Raw genomic sequence first — 16,880 nt, forward strand, 5'->3', positions numbered from 1 at the left:
TTCTTCCCTTCTAGTTTGAGTTTTTTCTCTTATTTTTCAAAATTAGGAATGCAATCACAATTAGTAAAGCGATAATAATACCACCCATTAACCAGTAAATCCACGGTGTTGATTTTTGAGCAATATGAACAGCTGTATTATTGTATTCTTTTGCTTCCTTCGCTTTGATTTTAAAGTTCTTTTTTAAATGCCAATTTTGATTGCCATCTGTAGCGTCAATTTCGATGCGGTAGTCTCCTGTTTGAAATGCTTCATTTCCCCAAGAAACACTGTAATTGAAATTTGAATTTGGAGCCATTCGTAAGCTTGTTTGTTTTTCCTCGTGAAGCAATTGATTGCTATCTGCTTCATAAACTTTGGCGTCAACTGTTAAGTTACTGAGTAATGCAGCTTTTGGGTTTTGCAGGTTCGCTGTGATTACATTCCGCCCTACTTTTTGAGTGGCTTTCACGTCATTTAAAACTAAATCTGGTAGTACCATTTCTGGTGATTCTGCTAGTAACACGCCAATCGTATAAGAGAATTTATTTTCAATTTGCACATCGTCTTTACTTTTTTTTGTTTCTTGGTCGGTTTCTTTTTCTTTAAAATACAATCCGCCTAGAATAACCCCATCAAATGATTTTTCTGGAATTTTTAATGTGATAGGTAGACGAAGACTGCTTTGTTTAGGTATTGTAATTTCCGATTGAACCGACGCTAGTTTACTAAAAGGGGTAACTAAACTTTTATCCAGTTTTGGTTTTTCATTTGTGTATTCAACAATTCCATTATCGTTTGTTATCGCTGTATTTGCAACTGTTTGAACAGTTACGTCTTTATCCGTTTCATTTTTAAGCTCTACTTCCACTACTTGAGTCGTGCCTGGTACAACATTTAAATCAAAATAAGTATGGGTATTATCTCGTTGATTTTCAGGTAAAATTGCTTTAACAGAAAAGTTCATTTCATTTGCATAGGCTAGTTTGGGTAGCACAACTAGTAAGCTGATTATTACTATAAATAAGTAGCTAAATCGTTTCATCTCTACTCCTCTTTTCAATTAAATTAGTAAAAAAGCCAAAGGGCAATCGTATCTAAAATTGATTTATTCCCTTTGGCTAATTGTTTAGTTCGGGCTATCTTCAAGGTTCCAAGTTAGCGTTGTTTTATATTGTACATTTGATACTTTTGTACTTACCATTGGGATATTCAATGAAACACCTGTCAAACCACCTACGTTATCAGCACCAAAAGAAGAAGTCCATGTTCCAAAACCTTTGTTTGCAATGGCTGTCATCACTGTTGAAGACGCGGCTCCTGTTGGATCAAGATTAACGGCTGTTGTGGTGGGACTAAATAAAATTGGAACTACGGATAGTGGGGTTCCGGCGCTTAAATGTAGTTGCGCGTTATCTAATGGCGTTTTATTTGTATCTGTTGTTTTAAACTGTCCATTTTGTTTTACAAGTAATTTCCAACCTGCATTATTTCCGCGTTTATCTGTTACTTGTACATAGTTTGGTACTTGCAAAGGCAATCCCGTTGTTTTATCTACAACCGAATCAAGTTGGGCATAATAAATCTTGTCAGCATCATCAATCGTTGCTGTCCCAAAATGAAAGTTAGAAACATAATCGATACTTAGAGGCCCTGCTGTTCCAGGTTCATGTGGATCAGAAGGATTAGGGGTAACAGGAGTACCTGGAATAAGTGGATTGGTAGGATCTGTAATAGATGTCTCTGCTTGGAAAATAATATCTGTATTTGAATTCATCACTCCAACCGTTGCTGCTAAAACTGGAGTGCCTCCAAGTGTTACTGTAGCAAAGGTAGCCAAACTAAGAATTGCTGTTTTTGTCATTTTCATTTTTTATTCCTTCTCTCTTTTTTATTTTCCCCTTTGAGCCTTGCTTTGACTTTTTAAATCGGTGCGTCAGATAGATTCCATTCCAGTTTTCCTTGATAGCTTTGACCTGATTTAATATTCGGATTCGGGCCTATTTTCAGTCGAATCCCCTCACCTTTTGGCCATTGGATTACGGTTGCATTATCGTCGGTTGATGTAGCGGTGTAGATTTCTTGGTTGCTTTGATTTAATGGAATGTCTTGACCTGCTTTACTGTAAATTAACACTTGATTCAACACATTGATTCCAGCTGTTAAGGGCTGAGTTTCACGAACATATAAATGCCACTGGGCTTTTTGGACGCGTCCATCGGCAACTGAAAGTGCATTTGTAACAGAAGTTGGATTGTAAATTTTTGTGTCAGTTGGCACGGATACGGTACCGAAACTAATCTGACTAGGCACGCTAACTAAACGCAGTGTTCCCTCTCCAATGGGTAAATTGGCAACCGTTGATTGTTGTACAATCGCCGTCCCTCCACCATTTGTTCCATTCACAAAAAAACTATTTCCTAACGTGGTATTGGCGGCGTTTGGCGCAACCGTTGCAGTGTATTGAAGGATAAGCGCCTCATTGGCGGTTACCAAATTATTTCCAACAAGTACATTTTGGAACTGATACGCTGTACCAGATGGACTGGAACTTTGTGGAACAACGACTGGAATGCCAATTACAGTTGAAACACCTGTTGAACTAACTTTACTCACTTGTGGATTCGTTAGATTGGTTAGTCCACTAGGAATCCAATTTAGTAAAAGTTGATTGTCCCAAATGGCATTGTTATTTTGTAATTGGACTTTCATTGTGAAACGTACTTGTTGGTTGGTGACAGCAGATGTAGCTGGAATCCACGTCCCATCTTTTGACCATTTTTCAACCACTTGAGTTACAGTTAATTGTGGGGTTACAAAGGCAACTGTACTTGAAACGCTGGTGCTAGTGATTAACACTTTGCTAGCTGTTCGACTACTGATTCCTTGAGTAACAACGCTAACTTGATCACCTCCTTTCAATGGAGTCACTCCTGTCAAAGCAAAGGTTCCATTTGCATTTAGTGGTACAATGGTTGTTTGATTGTTTACCGTTACTGCAACTTGATACAAACCCGTTGTAACAGTTTGAATGGCGGTTCCTGTAATTTGAGTATTTCCAACTGTAGGGCTAGTTAATGTTGGCGCTACAATAGGCCATTTTACAGTTGCTGTATTGCTGATAGTACTTTGATATTGATCGGTTCCTGTAATAGCTTTTGCGTTGAGAACTGCCGTCACAGTATCCCCGTATTCATAGGCGTTTGTTGCATTTGTTGAAAAGTTCCCACTGCTATCTACTAAAACGCCTGTTGTAACAATAGGTGCGTGACTGCCATCTGGCGCAGATAGCGTAATATCAGCTGTGTAGGTGTAAGCTGGGTCTTTTGTTTGGTTAATCGTTCCTGTAATACTTTTATTCCCATGTTGCATTGTGTCGTTGATTACAGGAGGCTTAATAGCAAGTATTGGACAGCTTCCTAATCCCATTGAAGGGGTGTTGATGCTTCCTGCTTTTGTATTTCCTAAACCTATCGTTAAATTAATTCCTTGCGAAGCAGATGTCATCGTCCCTTTGATTGGATAATTGGTGCCGTTGATTGCTGGTGGGACGACAATTCCATTTTTATATAAAGCAACGGTATCAATTGACATATTTACAGACCACTCAATCAACAGCCCTAAACTTAAACTTGTTTTTGGAAATGTAATCACTACCGCTGAAAGGCTTTCATTGTAAGTTAACGTAAAGCCTTTGTCTGTCGCTTGAATAGCTGCAGTACTTGTCCCCCCTAAAATAGACTGGGTTGGATACGTCACATTCCCAGTTAAATTTTTTAAAAACAATGCTTGCTTAGCTGTGTTTCCAACTAATTGTGTTGCCATTTCAGAAGGAATTTGAACGGCTAGGATTGGAACCGTATTCAATCCAACTGCTACTAATGGAACATATTTGTAATTAATCGTCGTTACACCTTGTCCACAAGCTCCTGTTGTATAGTTTCCGGTTAGTGTACTTGTTCCAACATCTAAATCTAGAAGACGTGGACTGATTTGATTGGCATTGCTTTCAGTAATTATCGGTTCGCTTCTAACTAGTTCATCGTTTTTTTGATTATTACTAAATTCTAACGGCGGTGCATCGCTTATTGCGTCAGAGGCGGAATTGGATGTGGGGGCTGTTGAGTCAATCGGACAATTAGAATCTGGTTGGGTGGATAAAATTGTTTCATCTGTCTTTATTTCTTCATTTAAAGTAACTGCTTTCACAATATCTTGTAAATAAAAAATCACTAAAGTTACTATCATGAAAATAACAATACTAAACTTTTTATTATTCAAAATTATCGCCCCTTTTAAAATAAATTTATCGTTTACACAGGCTGTATATTGACTAAACAGATTATTCGTATGTAATCTTTAATAATTTTCTCATATTAATTTAAATTCATTCTAACCGAATTAAATTGATTTTGCACCTTTTATCCCTTGAGTTTATAATAAAAATTTATTCTATAAAAATATAGTCATTAAACCTAAATGTGTTGTTATGTATTTCACAAAAAAAATAAACTTACACCAAAATAACCTAGTCATTATGTGTAAATTTATTTTATTTAACTTATCTATCTATTTTTTCAACTTATTTTTTAGCACTTCTAGTGAATGTGTTTTGCCAAATAAAGTTTCCAAGTGAGGGGGTTTTTCCATTAAAAATAATTTTTTAAAACCACTACGAATAATCGCCTCATGGTCAAAGGCTAAAGGGGTCTTATCAGATTTTGTATTCGTTAAATCAATCGTCATTTTTTGCTCATTTAAACTCAGCAGCAACTGTTCGCCTTGAAGGGACACATCAAACCACTGGGCTTCTTTTGCATCATCTCCTGCTGTTGCAGTAGGCATTGTTGGCAAAAGGGCTAAGTAGCTAATGGTAATGGTCCAGCCACGTGGATCACGATTAGGTTGGCTAAATGAACCTATTTCATAAATAGCCTCTTTTGTTAATTCAATTCCAGTTTCTTCTCTTGTTTCTCTTAGACAGGTTGCTGTGGTCGCTTCTTGTTTGTCAACAAAACCTCCTGGCAGTGCCCAACAATTTCTAAAAGGGTTGGCTATTCTTTTGATTAATAGCATTTTAAGTTGATGCGCTTCTTTATCATAGCAAAGCATCACATTATCGACTGTAACAGAAGGTTTTTCATATTGAGGCAAGTCTTCATTGGCGTACCACTCTAAAAAATCAGCTTCTGGTGCCACTCGTTCATAGTAATATTTTTCTTCTGCTTTTGAGTTAAATTTCATCTCTAAACTTCCTTTCTTTGTATCTCTCTCTCTTTAGTTTACTATACTTTTAAAGAATGTAACTAGTAAATAAAAATAGCACATGATACAATTTTAACAATCCTCTATTAAAGGAGTTCTTATCAATGAAAAAATTACTCACTTTTTTTATCCTACTTTTAATTTTTACAAGTGCTTGCACAGCCACTCCTAAAAAAAGCACCTTACCAAAACTAGCACTGGAAAATGAAATTCCAATCGTTGTCATTCATGGAAGTGGAGGCAATGAAGATTCATTTGATGCTTTTATTCAAAAATTAAACGACTTACCTGACCCTTCAACTGAAACATTAAAAGTAACAATTGATGGGGATGGTCAACTAGATTATCAAGGAACCCTCACTAAAGATGCTAAGCATCCAATTGTATCTATTGGGTTTGAAGAAAATAATGCGCCTATCGAGGATTGGAGCAAAGGGCTTCAAAAATTACTCACTCATTTGAAAAAAACGTATCAATTTCAGCAATTTGATGCGATTGGTTTTTCGAATGGCGGGTTAGCACTAACGGATTACGCTGAGGAGTATGACCAAAAAGAAGACGTTCCTCACTTACGCAAAATGGTTGTTTTAGGTGCTCCTTTTAATGAGCTCGATCCTGAGGACAATCAAGTAAATCTTGATTTTAAAGAGGTTCCTTTTCAAACAGATGAGTTGAAATCGTATATCCGCAATCGCTCAAAGTTAAATCCACAATTAGCTGTCCTTTCGATTGCAGGCGATGATGGAAGTGGTAAAAAAACCGATAGTATCGTTCCACTTGGCAGTGCTTTGTCGTCACGGTTAATTTTCCCAGAAAATGTCCATACTTATCTTGAAAAAATAACAACGGATACGCATATTGGATTGGTTGATAATCAAGAGGTTGTGGGGTGGGTTCACCAATTTTTGATGGAGGATTCTACTTTGAGTAGGGAGAAAAGGATTGAATTGGTGGAAAACTAAAAAGAAAGACGTTCCTTTTTATGTAACTTCTTTCAGACTGTAGACGAACCTATGTATTTAATGGGTTTGTCTTTTTTATTGTAAAAAAGTGACAAATCCTCTTGTCTCTTGAGGTGAGTAAAAAAAAGAGATAACAAATCACTAAAATTGTCCCTCTTACCTAAAAAATTATGATTTTATAAATCATCAAATTGCTCAGTAGTTTGTTTAAATGTTTGTTCCGCTTGTTTAACCCATTGCCCTTTTGCTGAGGTTTTAAAACTGGATAGATAATTGGAACTTGTACTTTTTAATCCGCTCTTCTTTTCTTTTTCCATTTGATTCATCATTTGTTTACGATTTTCAGATGTTGCATGACTTTGACTAGCCACAAATGTTTGAATTAACTTTTTTTCAAGCTCTTTTCGTATATCCGCTAAACTTTCTTTTACTGCATCTATCATTTATACGTTCCTCTCTTTCCTTGCTAGTAAAATGTCCTCTTCATAGGTTGTTCTTTGTTTTTGATAAGAAAGCCTTTGTTCTTCTTGCTTATCATCTAGTTTATTTAATGTTTTTTTTACGACCATTTGACCTTCTTCTTGTGCTTCTTGAAGGAATCTATAGGCTTGTTGCAAGGCTTCTGTCCCAGTAGCTTCTTCTTTTTTTGCCATATACCTCACATAATCAGCTAAACTTTCAACTTCCCTACGGAAGATTTGATTCTCATGATGAACATCCTGTATTGTTTCTTCTATTTGCTGTTTTTCTTTTCTATAGTCTGTTTCTAACACATCTAATTTTTTGGATAGCTCTTCTTCTTTTTCCATTACATACTCCTTATCTGATTAGCTAACTCTTGGTCTGTTTCAAGTTGTCTCTTAATTGAGTCGCCTATTTTCTGCAATAACTCATCATAATTTCTACTTATCTTTGTAGCTTTTGCTAACTTTTCTTCGTATTCACGTACTGGTTCTCTTACGATGCTACTCTCTGTTGCATTCCCTCTAGCTAATGCCTCTATACACTCTCCATAAGATAAATGTGAACCTGTATTTTCAGCATTTGATCTGGTTGTTTTCCACAAATCTCCTGCATTTTTGATACCGTCTGTATACATTTGTTTGAGCTCTGCAATTTCACCATTGATTGTTTGTTTCATCCCTTGGGTAATTGCCATTGCTTCTGATGCATCAAGAAAAATCTCTTCTGAGCTAGAAAGACCACCACCGCTTTTCATAAAATTCTTTCTCATCATATCTATTGCAGATAACTGTTGAGTTACCCGATATTTTGCTAGTTGGAGACTGCCTTCTTTTGTGGCTTTAATGCTTCCATCTTTATTAAACTCATATCCACCCCACATATGTTGATCAATAAGTCCTACTTTTTGGGAATTTACTCTAATAATATTTCCTACTGACATTTTTCCTGAACCATAACCGATAGGAACAAGGTCTTTTGAATCCACATAGTTAAATAATTTGTTTAATTTTGTTAGGGCATCTGCTGTTGCTTGTTGTTTAGGGGATAGAACACCATAAATATTTGGCCCTTCATAAAAAAAGCCACCTGCAATACGTGAACTCTCTTTATCTGATAGATCTGAAACTGCATATTGCGCATTCATGGAACCTAGTGAGTGTCCATAAACAAATACTTGTGCATTTGGATATAATTCCATAGCATTTTTTAAGGTTTCAGCTGATGATTGCAATTGTGGCATTGCTACTGCTCCACCACCATTAGCCACTTGTATCCCGGTTGGAATATCATTTAGTAACCAGTCTTTTGCAGCATCTGATGATAACTCGAAAGAAGAACCACGATAAATTACCGTAACTTCTTTTACTTGGTTTCTTTGTTCGATTGATGCAGAGGTAGGACAATACTTGTCTGTAACAACAAAAGATTGTTCACCGGTGGGCTTATCATTAACTTGTGATACTCTTCCAACAGTAGTTTCTCCTCCATTCAAATCAATTTTACTATTTAATTGCAAATCATCATATTCTTTTCTAGCTAGTTCAACACGGTCTTTATCATTCATTTTTATTATCCTCCAACTGGTCTGCCAATATACCAGAATAACTGATAGCTCCAGATTCAAGTTCTCCGTTTGATTTGTCTAAAGTAAAATTTATAACTAAATCACTACTTTTATTTATATTCAAAGTTACATTAATTCCTCCCATTGGATTGTGTTTAATACTTTTTTCATTAATTTCATATGATTTGATAATTCCATAGCTACTAAATGCTTTTGGATCTATATTTTTTATTGTTTTTTCAAATACTTCTTTTGCCTCTTTACTATTCACAATCTCAATCATTTTATCCTCTTGTTTCTTATTGTCTAACATAACCTTTCCTCCAATCCCAATTATAATAATCACAATAATCCCTATAACTACTAATAGTTTCTTCTTCATTTTCCACCTACTTCTATATTTATTAAACGAGTATATATAATAGATTAAACTTTAATTCTAATTACTATTTATTTTACCAAAATCACAATAAAATAGATAGCGTTATAAGTATGGACATGTTACTGCTCCTCCACCATTAGCCACTTGTATCCCGGTTGGGATATCATTTAGTAACCAGTCTTTTGCAGCATCTGATGATAACTCAAAAGAAGAATCACGATAAATTACCGTAACTTCTTTTACTTGGTTTCTTTCAGATAAAGACGAAGTTGGAGATACATAATTATCTGTAATAACAAATGATTGTTCACCAGTGGACTTATCATTTACTTGAGATACATAACCTATCTTATTTTTCTCTTTTCCTATTTTTACTGGATCTGACTCTTTATATGAATTATATTCTTGTTCAGCTATTTCCATTCTTTGTTTATCAGTGTAATTATCACTCATCTACTTCCCCTCCAATAATCTTTCTAAATCAGAAGAATTTCCACCACCTTCATCAGTTAAATTCCCATTTTCATCTTTGTTGAGTGTGAAAAAAACATATAGATTCGATTTTTTATTAGCAAAAAGTGTTACATTTATCCCACCCATAGGATTATGTTTGATACTTTTCTCATCAATCTCATATGATTTAATAATTCCTTCTTCTGTGAAGGCTTTTGAGTCAAGTACTTTTAAACCATTTTCAAATACTTCTTTTGCTTCTTGACTATTCACAATATTAATCATTCTATCCTCTTGTTTCTTATTGTCTAACATAACTTTCCCTCCAATCCCAATTATAATAATCACAATAATCCCTATAACTACTAGTAGTTTCTTCTTCATTTTCCACCTACTTCTACATTTATTAAACGAGTATATATAATAGATTAAACTTTAATTCTAATTACTATTTATTTTACCAAAATCACAATAAAATAGATAGCGTTATAAGTATGCCCATGTTAGTTTTATATGTTCAAATTGCGATTTTTTCTCTAAATTTAGCCATAAAAAAAAGAGGTCGCAAGTATGGTTACTTACACCCCTAAAAAAAAGTGATAAACCTTATTATATTAAGGTTTATCACTGAACTATGCGGTCAAGAAGACTCGAACTTCCACCGGGAGAATCCCGACTGCCCCCTCAAGGCAGCGCGTCTGCCATTCCGCCATGACCGCAGTTGCTTGTTTCTCTTTTTATTTTATAATAGGAATAAATCAAAGTCAATTTCTTTTAAAACAAAGCGCTTGGAGGCAACTACCTTCAAGCGCTTTTGCTTTATTTGTTCTTTTTCAGCCCAAAACTTAAAATAAATCCAATCACAGCAATAACAAACATCAGTAAGAAGGCATTATGCCCTCCTTCAACCATCAATTGTTCTTTTGATAAATGGTTAGCGGAATCAGTTATTTTTTGTTGACTAGCTGTTAATAAGCCAGCTACTAATGAGGTTCCAATCGCACCAGAGACTTGTTGTAAAGTATTAATAATCGCGGTTCCATCTGAATTGTACTTTTGTGGCAATTGATTCAAAGCATTCGTTTGAGAAGGAACAAATACAAACGCTACACCAATCATTAGGAGCAAATACAAGCTGCCCATCAAAATCGTTGTTAATTGACTCGTAAACAGCACACATAGCCCTGTAGCAACAGCTAATAGAAAGGCTCCAAATGAAATAACAACCCGTGGCCCTGAACTGTCTAGAATTTTCCCAGCAATAGGTGCCAACATCGCACTGATGGCCGCTCCTGGCAACAGCATAAATCCTGCCACTGTCGCATTTACGCCAAATACACTTTCAGAAAAGGTCGGCAATAAAAAGGAATTTCCTAAAACAATCATCATCAATAAAAAGACTTGTAGTAACCCTAGCGTAAACATCGGAAACTTAAACACAGCTAAATTAATCAATGGGACATCAATTTTAAGCTGACGGATTGAAAATAAGGCTAACCCAATCGCACCAATTCCTAAAGAACCCATAACCCCTAGATGAAACCAACCAGTCTCACCTGCTAAACTAAAGCCGTAAATAATCCCTGAAAATGCAACAATTGATAACCCAATTGAAAGAAAATCAATCTTTTGTTTTTCAATTGTTGAAATTGATTGAATCGTTAAACTTCCGGCTACTAAGGCAATTACCAACAACGGCAATAAAATAAGAAAAATCGATTGCCAGCCAATTGACGTCACCACAAGCCCTCCATAAGTTGGTCCAATCGCAGGTGCAAAGCTCGTAACAAGTCCTGCAATCCCCATAATCACGCCCCGCTTATGCATTGGAATTAAAGCTAAAATTAAGTTAAACATCAACGGCAAGGAAATACCTGTGCCAATCGCTTGAATCAGACGACCTACTAATAGCATCGGAAAACTCGTTGCAAAGCCACAAATAATCGTCCCTACAGTAAAAATCACTACTGCAGCTTGAAATAAGCGCTTTGTGGGATAACGTTTCACCAACATCGGTGAAATAGGAACTAAAATAGCGACGACTAATAAATAACCTGTTGTTAACCATTGAATCGTTGCACTTGTTACATTAAATTCTTTCATTAAGATTGGAAAAGCAACATTTAATGCCGTTTCCGAAACAATCCCCATAAAAGTCAACATCGCTGATGCGACAATCGCAATTAAGGTACTTACTTTAATTTTATCTGTTGTCATTTTTATGATTCACCTCAATACTCTCGGCATACATATTGCCGTATTCTTCTTTTTGAAGCTCTTCTAAGCTTCCTTCTGGTTGCAAATTATAAATCATTCGATTAAAAAAATCGTTTAATTGGTTCACTTCATCTGTTGAAAAACCTTTAATCAGCGTTTGTTCGATCTCATTAATAGTGCTTAGCATTTGCTTAATGGCAAGTGTTCCTTCTTTGGTGAGCGTAATCACATTGTAACGTAAATCCGTTTTAGACTGCTCTTTTTTTATTAGCTTTTTTTCTTCTAACCGTTTAATAGGATTGGTAATAGAAGACGTTGAGATTTTTAAATAATCAGCAATTTCTTTTTGTGTACAACTTTTTTTCATGTAGATTACTTCTAATATGAATGATTGTCCTACATGAATACCTAATGCGTTTAGCTCTTTATCTGCTTTTATTTTATGCAATCGATTGACTCTTTTTAACTTCATATTAATGTCAAATGAATAATTTTCCATGTCTTTCCCACTTTCTAGCTATCTAGTACTCTACTATATAGTACACTAGTGTATTATATAGATAAAGGGAGGGAATTGTCAAGTAACAAAAAAAGGCTTTACGCATAAAATAACGTAAAGCCTTTCAGTTTGTCGCTTTTTACATCTCCACTCGTTCGCTTTTTAAAACTAATTTCCCCTTACATTGACCACACACATAACGTGCGGTATTAAAGCGTCTTTTTCGATAAAGCGAATTTTTGCACTGTTGGCACTGATACACCCAATAAGCTTGCTTTTGATCCTTTGTTTTTAAGGACTGAACATAACGGCTGCCGCCAACTTGCTTTAGCAATCTTTTAAAATCAGCATCTTTATGCTGATAACCGCCACCACTTAAATGCAAATGATAATGACAGAGTTCATGCTTCACAACCCCAATAAATTCCTCCATACCAAAAGTTTCCAATACTTTTAAGTTAAAATCTAAATGATGGGTGTTTAAATGGTACCGTCCACCCGTTGTTTTTAAACGTGAATTAAAGGTCGCTTGATGATTAAAAGGTCGCTGAAAGTCGTTGATTGAAATACTTTCAACAAGTAGTTGCAGTTCTTTTTGATTCATTTTAATCCAATCCTTTACTTATAAATGAAAATGCTCACCAACACACTCTTTGTCGGTGAACATGTTTAACTTATTTTTTTTCTGGAGGCAACATCGTTAAAGCGATTCGGCCTTTTTTCAAGTCAATTGAATCAACCCAGACGGTCACAACATCTCCTACAGCAACAGCATCTGTTGGATGTTTAATAAATTTATTGCTTAGTTTAGAGATATGAACCATTCCATCTTGCTTAACCCCGATATCCACAAACGCTCCAAAATCCACAACGTTACGTACCGTCCCTTCAAGCTCCATGCCGGCTTTTAAGTCTTCCATAGTTAACACATCTTTGCGTAATAAAGGTGCTGGCAATTCATCACGTAAATCACGTCCTGGTCGAGATAAAGCATCGATCATATCTTTTAAAGTTTCTTTTCCTAATTTTGTTTGTTCGCTAAGTTGATTCAACGACAATTGAGCCAACGCTTCTTTAGCTTTCACACTTCCAACATCGGCTAACGTTAAATCTGCTAACGCTAAAATTTCTTTTGCTTCTTTATACGTTTCAGGGTGAATTCCTGTGTTGTCTAAGATATTCTTCCCATCCACAATGCGCATAAACCCAACGGCTTGTTCGTATGCTTTTGGTCCTAAACGAGGAACTTTTTTAAGGGCAGCACGACTATCAAAGCGGCCATTTTCATCACGGTACGCAACGACATTAGTCGCAGTTGTTTTATTTAAACCGGCTACATGTTGTAGCAGTGGCGCACTTGCCGTATTTACGTTAACCCCTACTTGGTTAACGGCTGTTTCAACAACAAACTCAAGACGTTCTTCTAAACGTTTTTGCGAAACATCATGTTGATATTGTCCCACACCAACGGCTTTAGGATCGATTTTCACTAATTCTGCTAGTGGATCTTGTAGGCGACGAGCAATACTAACTGCACTTCTTTGTTCCACCTGTAAATCAGGAAATTCGCTACGTGCCAAATCACTTGCTGAATAAACAGAAGCTCCTGCTTCATTTACAATAACATAATAAACGTCGTCGTCGATTTCTTTTAAATTATCCACAACAAATTGTTCAGACTCACGACTAGCCGTTCCATTCCCTATTGCGATCATTTCAATGCCATATTTTTTAATCATTTCTTTAAACTTAACAGCCGCTTCTTTTCTTGGTTTTTCACCAGCTGGCTTATGAGGATAAATCACATCAATAGCAATGACTTTTCCTGTTGGATCAATCACAGCTAACTTACAGCCTGTCCGATAAGCGGGGTCAAGTCCTAAGACCATTTTGCCTTTTAAAGGTGCTTGTAGTAACAAATTACGCAGGTTCTCACCAAAAATATGAATGGCTTGTTCATCTGCGCGTTCTGTTAACTCGCCACGAATTTCTCGTTCAATTGATGGGCCAATAAAACGTTTGTAGCTATCTTCAAAAGCTGCTGTTACGTATGGAACTGCTGCCGAATCTTCGTTTTCAATAATTTCACGGCTTAGGTAGTTCATAATACGCTCTTCATCCACGACTAAATTCACTTTTAGAATGTCTTCTTTTTCACCACGGTTAAAGGCTAAAATGCGATGCGATACCAATTTTGAAATTGGCTCTTGGAAGTCATAATACATTTCATAGACTTCTTTTTCATCTTTTTCTTTGTTTTTTACGGTTGTTTTAATGAAACCATTTTTATTTGTAAAGCCACGAATCCATGTGCGGTATTTTGGTTCATCACTAATTTTTTCAGCTAAAATCTCATGGACACCCGCTAATGCTTCTTCTGGAGATGCAACTTCTTTTTCTGAATTTACATAACGAGAAGCTTCTGCTTTAATGTCAACACCTGTAGGGAAGGTCATTAACCACTCAGCAAGTGGTTCTAAACCTTTTTCCTTAGCAATGGTTGCTTTCGTGCGGCGCTTTTGTTTGTATGGACGATACAAATCTTCTACTAATTGCATCTTAGCCGCTGTTTCGATTGATTTTCTTAACTCAGGAGTTAATTTCCCTTGTTCTTCTATTATCCGCAAAACTTCGCCTTTTCTTTTTTCTAAGTTTTGTAAATAATGGTAACGATCTTCAATTTCACGAATTTGAACTTCATCTAAGCTCCCGGTCATTTCTTTACGGTAACGGGCAATAAAAGGAACGGTATTTCCTTCCTCTAGTAAATCTAAAACAGTTTTCATTTGTTTATCGCTATAAATTTTTAATTCTTTTTTTAGTAAGGTTAAAATTGTTGCATCATTATTTTCAGCCATTTTGTTCTTCCTCTCTTCTAAAATCCTTCTCTTATTTTAGCATAAATCCTAAAGCTTGTAACTTCTAGAATGAACTTATTAAAAAACCCCTCAATCCTTATTGGCTGAGGGGCACTTGCTTAATTCAGTTTCAAAGACTCGTCTTGCTTTGTAATAGTATATTTGAGAATAAACGGAGCGATGACAGTTGTTGCGATGATCACCACAATAATTGAAGAATAGAACTCTTCTGTTAATAGATTAGATTCTAATCCTAATTTGGCTATAATCAATGCCATCTCACCGCGGGATACCATTCCTGCACCGATTACTGCGGCAGATTTCCAATTGAATCCTGTCACTCTTGCACCAATCGCGCCACCAAATTGTTTGGTTAAAACAGCTACGACTGTCAATAATAGAATGAAGAGCCATTGTTCACCAAAACCTGAAAAGTCCATATTTAATCCAATACTAACAAAGAAGACTGGAATAAACACAGCGTAGCCAATGGGTTCGATTTTCTTTTCAATTTTGTGCTTGTAAGGTGTTTGCGAAATGGCGATTCCAGCAAAGAACGCGCCAATAATACTTCCCATTCCCATAAAATCCGCAAAATAAGAGAAGGCTAAACAGATAATCAACGCCATTGCTGTCTCTGCTTCAATCGTCAACATCTTAGATGAAATTTTCATTAACATTGGAACAAGCCATCTTGCAAGAACAAAAATAACGATAAAGAAAATCACTTTTTTCATCAACATGAAAGGTAACGGCTGACTGTCTCCACCACCTGTGTTAAACAAGCTCACCAATACGCCTAGAAGAATAACAACCACGATATCATCAACAACCGCAGCGCCTAAAATTGTTGCGCCTTCTTTTGAATCTACTTTGTTTAAATCTTTTAACACTTGAACGGAAATACTAACCGAGGTTGCACTAAACAATACCCCTAAGAAAATCGAGCTTTGAAATGCCATCCCAAAAAGTTCCCCCATCCCAAAACCAAATACCATTGGGAAAACAATGCCTAACAAAGCGACTGAAAGTGCGGGCTTCCAATATTTTCTTAATAAGGCCAAATCGCTCTCTAGTCCCGCAATAAACATTAAAATCACAACACCAATTTCTGCAAAATAATGGATAAACGCATCTGGTTGAATCCATCCTAAAATAGCAGGTCCTAGTATGATTCCTACTAATAGTTCTCCAATCACTGCAGGAACGCCAATTCGATTACATAAGTGACCTGCTACCTTTGTAAACACTAAAATCAAACACAATGACCCTAAAAATGCCATCTAACTACCTCTTTCTTTTCCTGTTTTTTGATAAGTTTTCACCTAATTGCTACGCCTATCTAGTATATCACCTTTAGTCTTGAATCTCACTATTTCTTCTTTCAGGCTATGCCTTCTAGTTGCATTTTAACGTTCTCCATCCCAAACGTACCCTTTGTTTACCAAAACGAGGTCTTCTACTAACTGCTTTTTATCAAAAACAACGCCATGTAATACACCGCCATAAACAGCTCCACCATCAATGCCCACTTTATGATCCTGTTGCCACAATGAAGTGGTTTCATTATCTCCATGAAGTGATGGCGTAATGGTATGACCAAATACAATCGTTTTCCCCGTTTTATTTTCGCCAGTATGAAACGGCTCGCGAATCCACATAAAGTCTCTTTCACTGGTTTTTTTCCAATCACTTTTGGTTAAATCCACACCGGCATGAACGAAGACATAATCCTGCCATTCAAAATAAAGAGGCAAGCCATTTAAAAATTCAATTAATTCAGGGTAATGGCTTTTTACTAACATGCTGATTTCTGTAGGAGAATATTCGGCTTCTAATCCAGTATGAAGTAGACTTTCTAGTGTCCGCATTCCGCCGTTCAAACAATAATTTTCATAACGTTCTTCAGGATCTGCTAAAAATCTAAGTAATAAATCTTCATGATTGCCTTTTAAGTAAATGGCTTGTTTTTCTTCCACTAATTTTTTCCCCAACAAAAAACAGGCCTTTGGATTTTCTCCGCGATCGCCTAAATCCCCAATTAAAACCAATTGTTGCGTGGCTTCCTTCCAATGAGTCAGCATTTTTTCAAAAAGTTGAATCTGTCCATGAATGTCTCCAATTGCTAAAACCTCTTGTGTGTTCATTTTTTAATCCCCCTACTAACGTGCTTTTTTATTATTATACACCTATTATTTGGAAATCCAATATGAGAGGTCATTTAATGATTAAATAA

At 36.1% G+C, this 16,880-nt stretch carries 17 protein-coding genes and 1 tRNA gene; 1 reads left to right on the forward strand and 17 read right to left on the reverse strand.

Features of this window, described 5'->3' with window-relative positions:
- Positions 1–10 precede the first annotated feature (10 nt).
- The 4 genes from CDIMF43_RS12155 to CDIMF43_RS12170 all read right to left on the reverse strand — a co-directional run bounded on the left by CDIMF43_RS12155 (position 11) and on the right by CDIMF43_RS12170 (position 5,223).
- Positions 11–1,024: a DUF916 and DUF3324 domain-containing protein gene (locus CDIMF43_RS12155; protein WP_109842150.1), complete on the reverse strand. Its 1,014-nt coding sequence runs from the start codon at positions 1,022–1,024 to the stop codon at positions 11–13.
- Positions 1,025–1,108: 84 nt separating this feature from the next.
- A complete protein-coding gene (locus tag CDIMF43_RS12160) occupies positions 1,109–1,849 on the reverse strand; it encodes a WxL domain-containing protein (protein ID WP_109842151.1) in 741 nt (246 codons plus the stop codon).
- 53 nt (positions 1,850–1,902) lie between these two features.
- Positions 1,903–4,260 carry a WxL domain-containing protein gene (locus tag CDIMF43_RS12165; protein WP_109842152.1) on the reverse strand — a complete coding sequence of 786 codons (2,358 nt, stop codon included), beginning with the start codon at positions 4,258–4,260 and terminating at the stop codon, positions 1,903–1,905.
- A gap of 288 nt (positions 4,261–4,548) precedes the next feature.
- The gene (locus tag CDIMF43_RS12170) at positions 4,549–5,223 is read right to left on the reverse strand and encodes an NUDIX domain-containing protein (protein WP_109842153.1); all 675 of its coding nucleotides are present in this window, start codon (positions 5,221–5,223) and stop codon (positions 4,549–4,551) included.
- Between the two features lie 125 nt (positions 5,224–5,348).
- On the opposite strand from CDIMF43_RS12170, the gene CDIMF43_RS12175 reads away from it, so the two are divergent.
- Positions 5,349–6,206 carry an alpha/beta hydrolase gene (locus CDIMF43_RS12175; protein WP_109842154.1) on the forward strand — a complete coding sequence of 286 codons (858 nt, stop codon included), beginning with the start codon at positions 5,349–5,351 and terminating at the stop codon, positions 6,204–6,206.
- Between the two features lie 176 nt (positions 6,207–6,382).
- Here the strand turns inward: CDIMF43_RS12175 and CDIMF43_RS12180 are convergent, their stop codons facing one another.
- From CDIMF43_RS12180 to CDIMF43_RS12240, 13 genes are all read right to left on the reverse strand, one after another.
- Positions 6,383–6,649, reverse strand: coding sequence for a hypothetical protein (locus CDIMF43_RS12180; RefSeq protein WP_109842155.1), 267 nt, complete (start codon positions 6,647–6,649; stop codon positions 6,383–6,385).
- Positions 6,650–7,015, reverse strand: coding sequence for a hypothetical protein (locus CDIMF43_RS12185; protein ID WP_109842156.1), 366 nt, complete (start codon positions 7,013–7,015; stop codon positions 6,650–6,652).
- Positions 7,015–8,235 (reverse strand): lipase family protein, encoded by a 1,221-nt coding sequence (locus CDIMF43_RS12190; protein WP_109842157.1) that lies wholly within the window; start codon positions 8,233–8,235, stop codon positions 7,015–7,017. The genes CDIMF43_RS12185 and CDIMF43_RS12190 overlap by 1 nt, the downstream gene beginning before the upstream one ends.
- Entirely contained in the window at positions 8,228–8,617 is a 390-nt protein-coding gene (locus CDIMF43_RS12195) for a DUF1310 family protein (RefSeq protein WP_109842158.1), read from the reverse strand. The genes CDIMF43_RS12190 and CDIMF43_RS12195 overlap by 8 nt, the downstream gene beginning before the upstream one ends.
- Before the next feature lie 102 nt (positions 8,618–8,719).
- Entirely contained in the window at positions 8,720–9,070 is a 351-nt protein-coding gene (locus CDIMF43_RS12200; protein WP_109842159.1) for a hypothetical protein, read from the reverse strand.
- Positions 9,071–9,454: a DUF1310 family protein gene (locus CDIMF43_RS12205; protein ID WP_109842160.1), complete on the reverse strand. Its 384-nt coding sequence runs from the start codon at positions 9,452–9,454 to the stop codon at positions 9,071–9,073.
- A 251-nt stretch (positions 9,455–9,705) separates the two neighbouring features.
- A tRNA-Leu gene (locus CDIMF43_RS12210) sits at positions 9,706–9,789 on the reverse strand.
- 100 nt (positions 9,790–9,889) lie between these two features.
- Entirely contained in the window at positions 9,890–11,287 is a 1,398-nt protein-coding gene (locus CDIMF43_RS12215) for an MDR family MFS transporter (protein WP_074401687.1), read from the reverse strand.
- Positions 11,274–11,786, reverse strand: a complete 513-nt coding sequence (locus tag CDIMF43_RS12220; RefSeq protein ID WP_074401686.1) for a MarR family winged helix-turn-helix transcriptional regulator — start codon at positions 11,784–11,786, stop codon at positions 11,274–11,276. Before CDIMF43_RS12220 ends, CDIMF43_RS12215 begins: the two co-directional genes overlap by 14 nt.
- 139 nt (positions 11,787–11,925) lie before the next feature.
- A complete protein-coding gene (locus CDIMF43_RS12225) occupies positions 11,926–12,390 on the reverse strand; it encodes a SprT family protein (protein WP_074401685.1) in 465 nt (154 codons plus the stop codon).
- Between the two features lie 70 nt (positions 12,391–12,460).
- Positions 12,461–14,644, reverse strand: a complete 2,184-nt coding sequence (locus tag CDIMF43_RS12230) for a Tex family protein (RefSeq protein ID WP_109842161.1) — start codon at positions 14,642–14,644, stop codon at positions 12,461–12,463.
- 119 nt (positions 14,645–14,763) lie between these two features.
- The gene (locus CDIMF43_RS12235) at positions 14,764–15,927 is read right to left on the reverse strand and encodes a cation:proton antiporter (RefSeq protein WP_074401683.1); all 1,164 of its coding nucleotides are present in this window, start codon (positions 15,925–15,927) and stop codon (positions 14,764–14,766) included.
- Between the two features lie 126 nt (positions 15,928–16,053).
- Positions 16,054–16,791 (reverse strand): metallophosphoesterase, encoded by a 738-nt coding sequence (locus CDIMF43_RS12240; RefSeq protein WP_109842162.1) that lies wholly within the window; start codon positions 16,789–16,791, stop codon positions 16,054–16,056.
- Positions 16,792–16,880 lie beyond the last annotated feature (89 nt).

The organism is Carnobacterium divergens (genome assembly GCF_900258435.1).
Classification (GTDB): Bacteria; Bacillota; Bacilli; order Lactobacillales; family Carnobacteriaceae; genus Carnobacterium; species Carnobacterium divergens_A.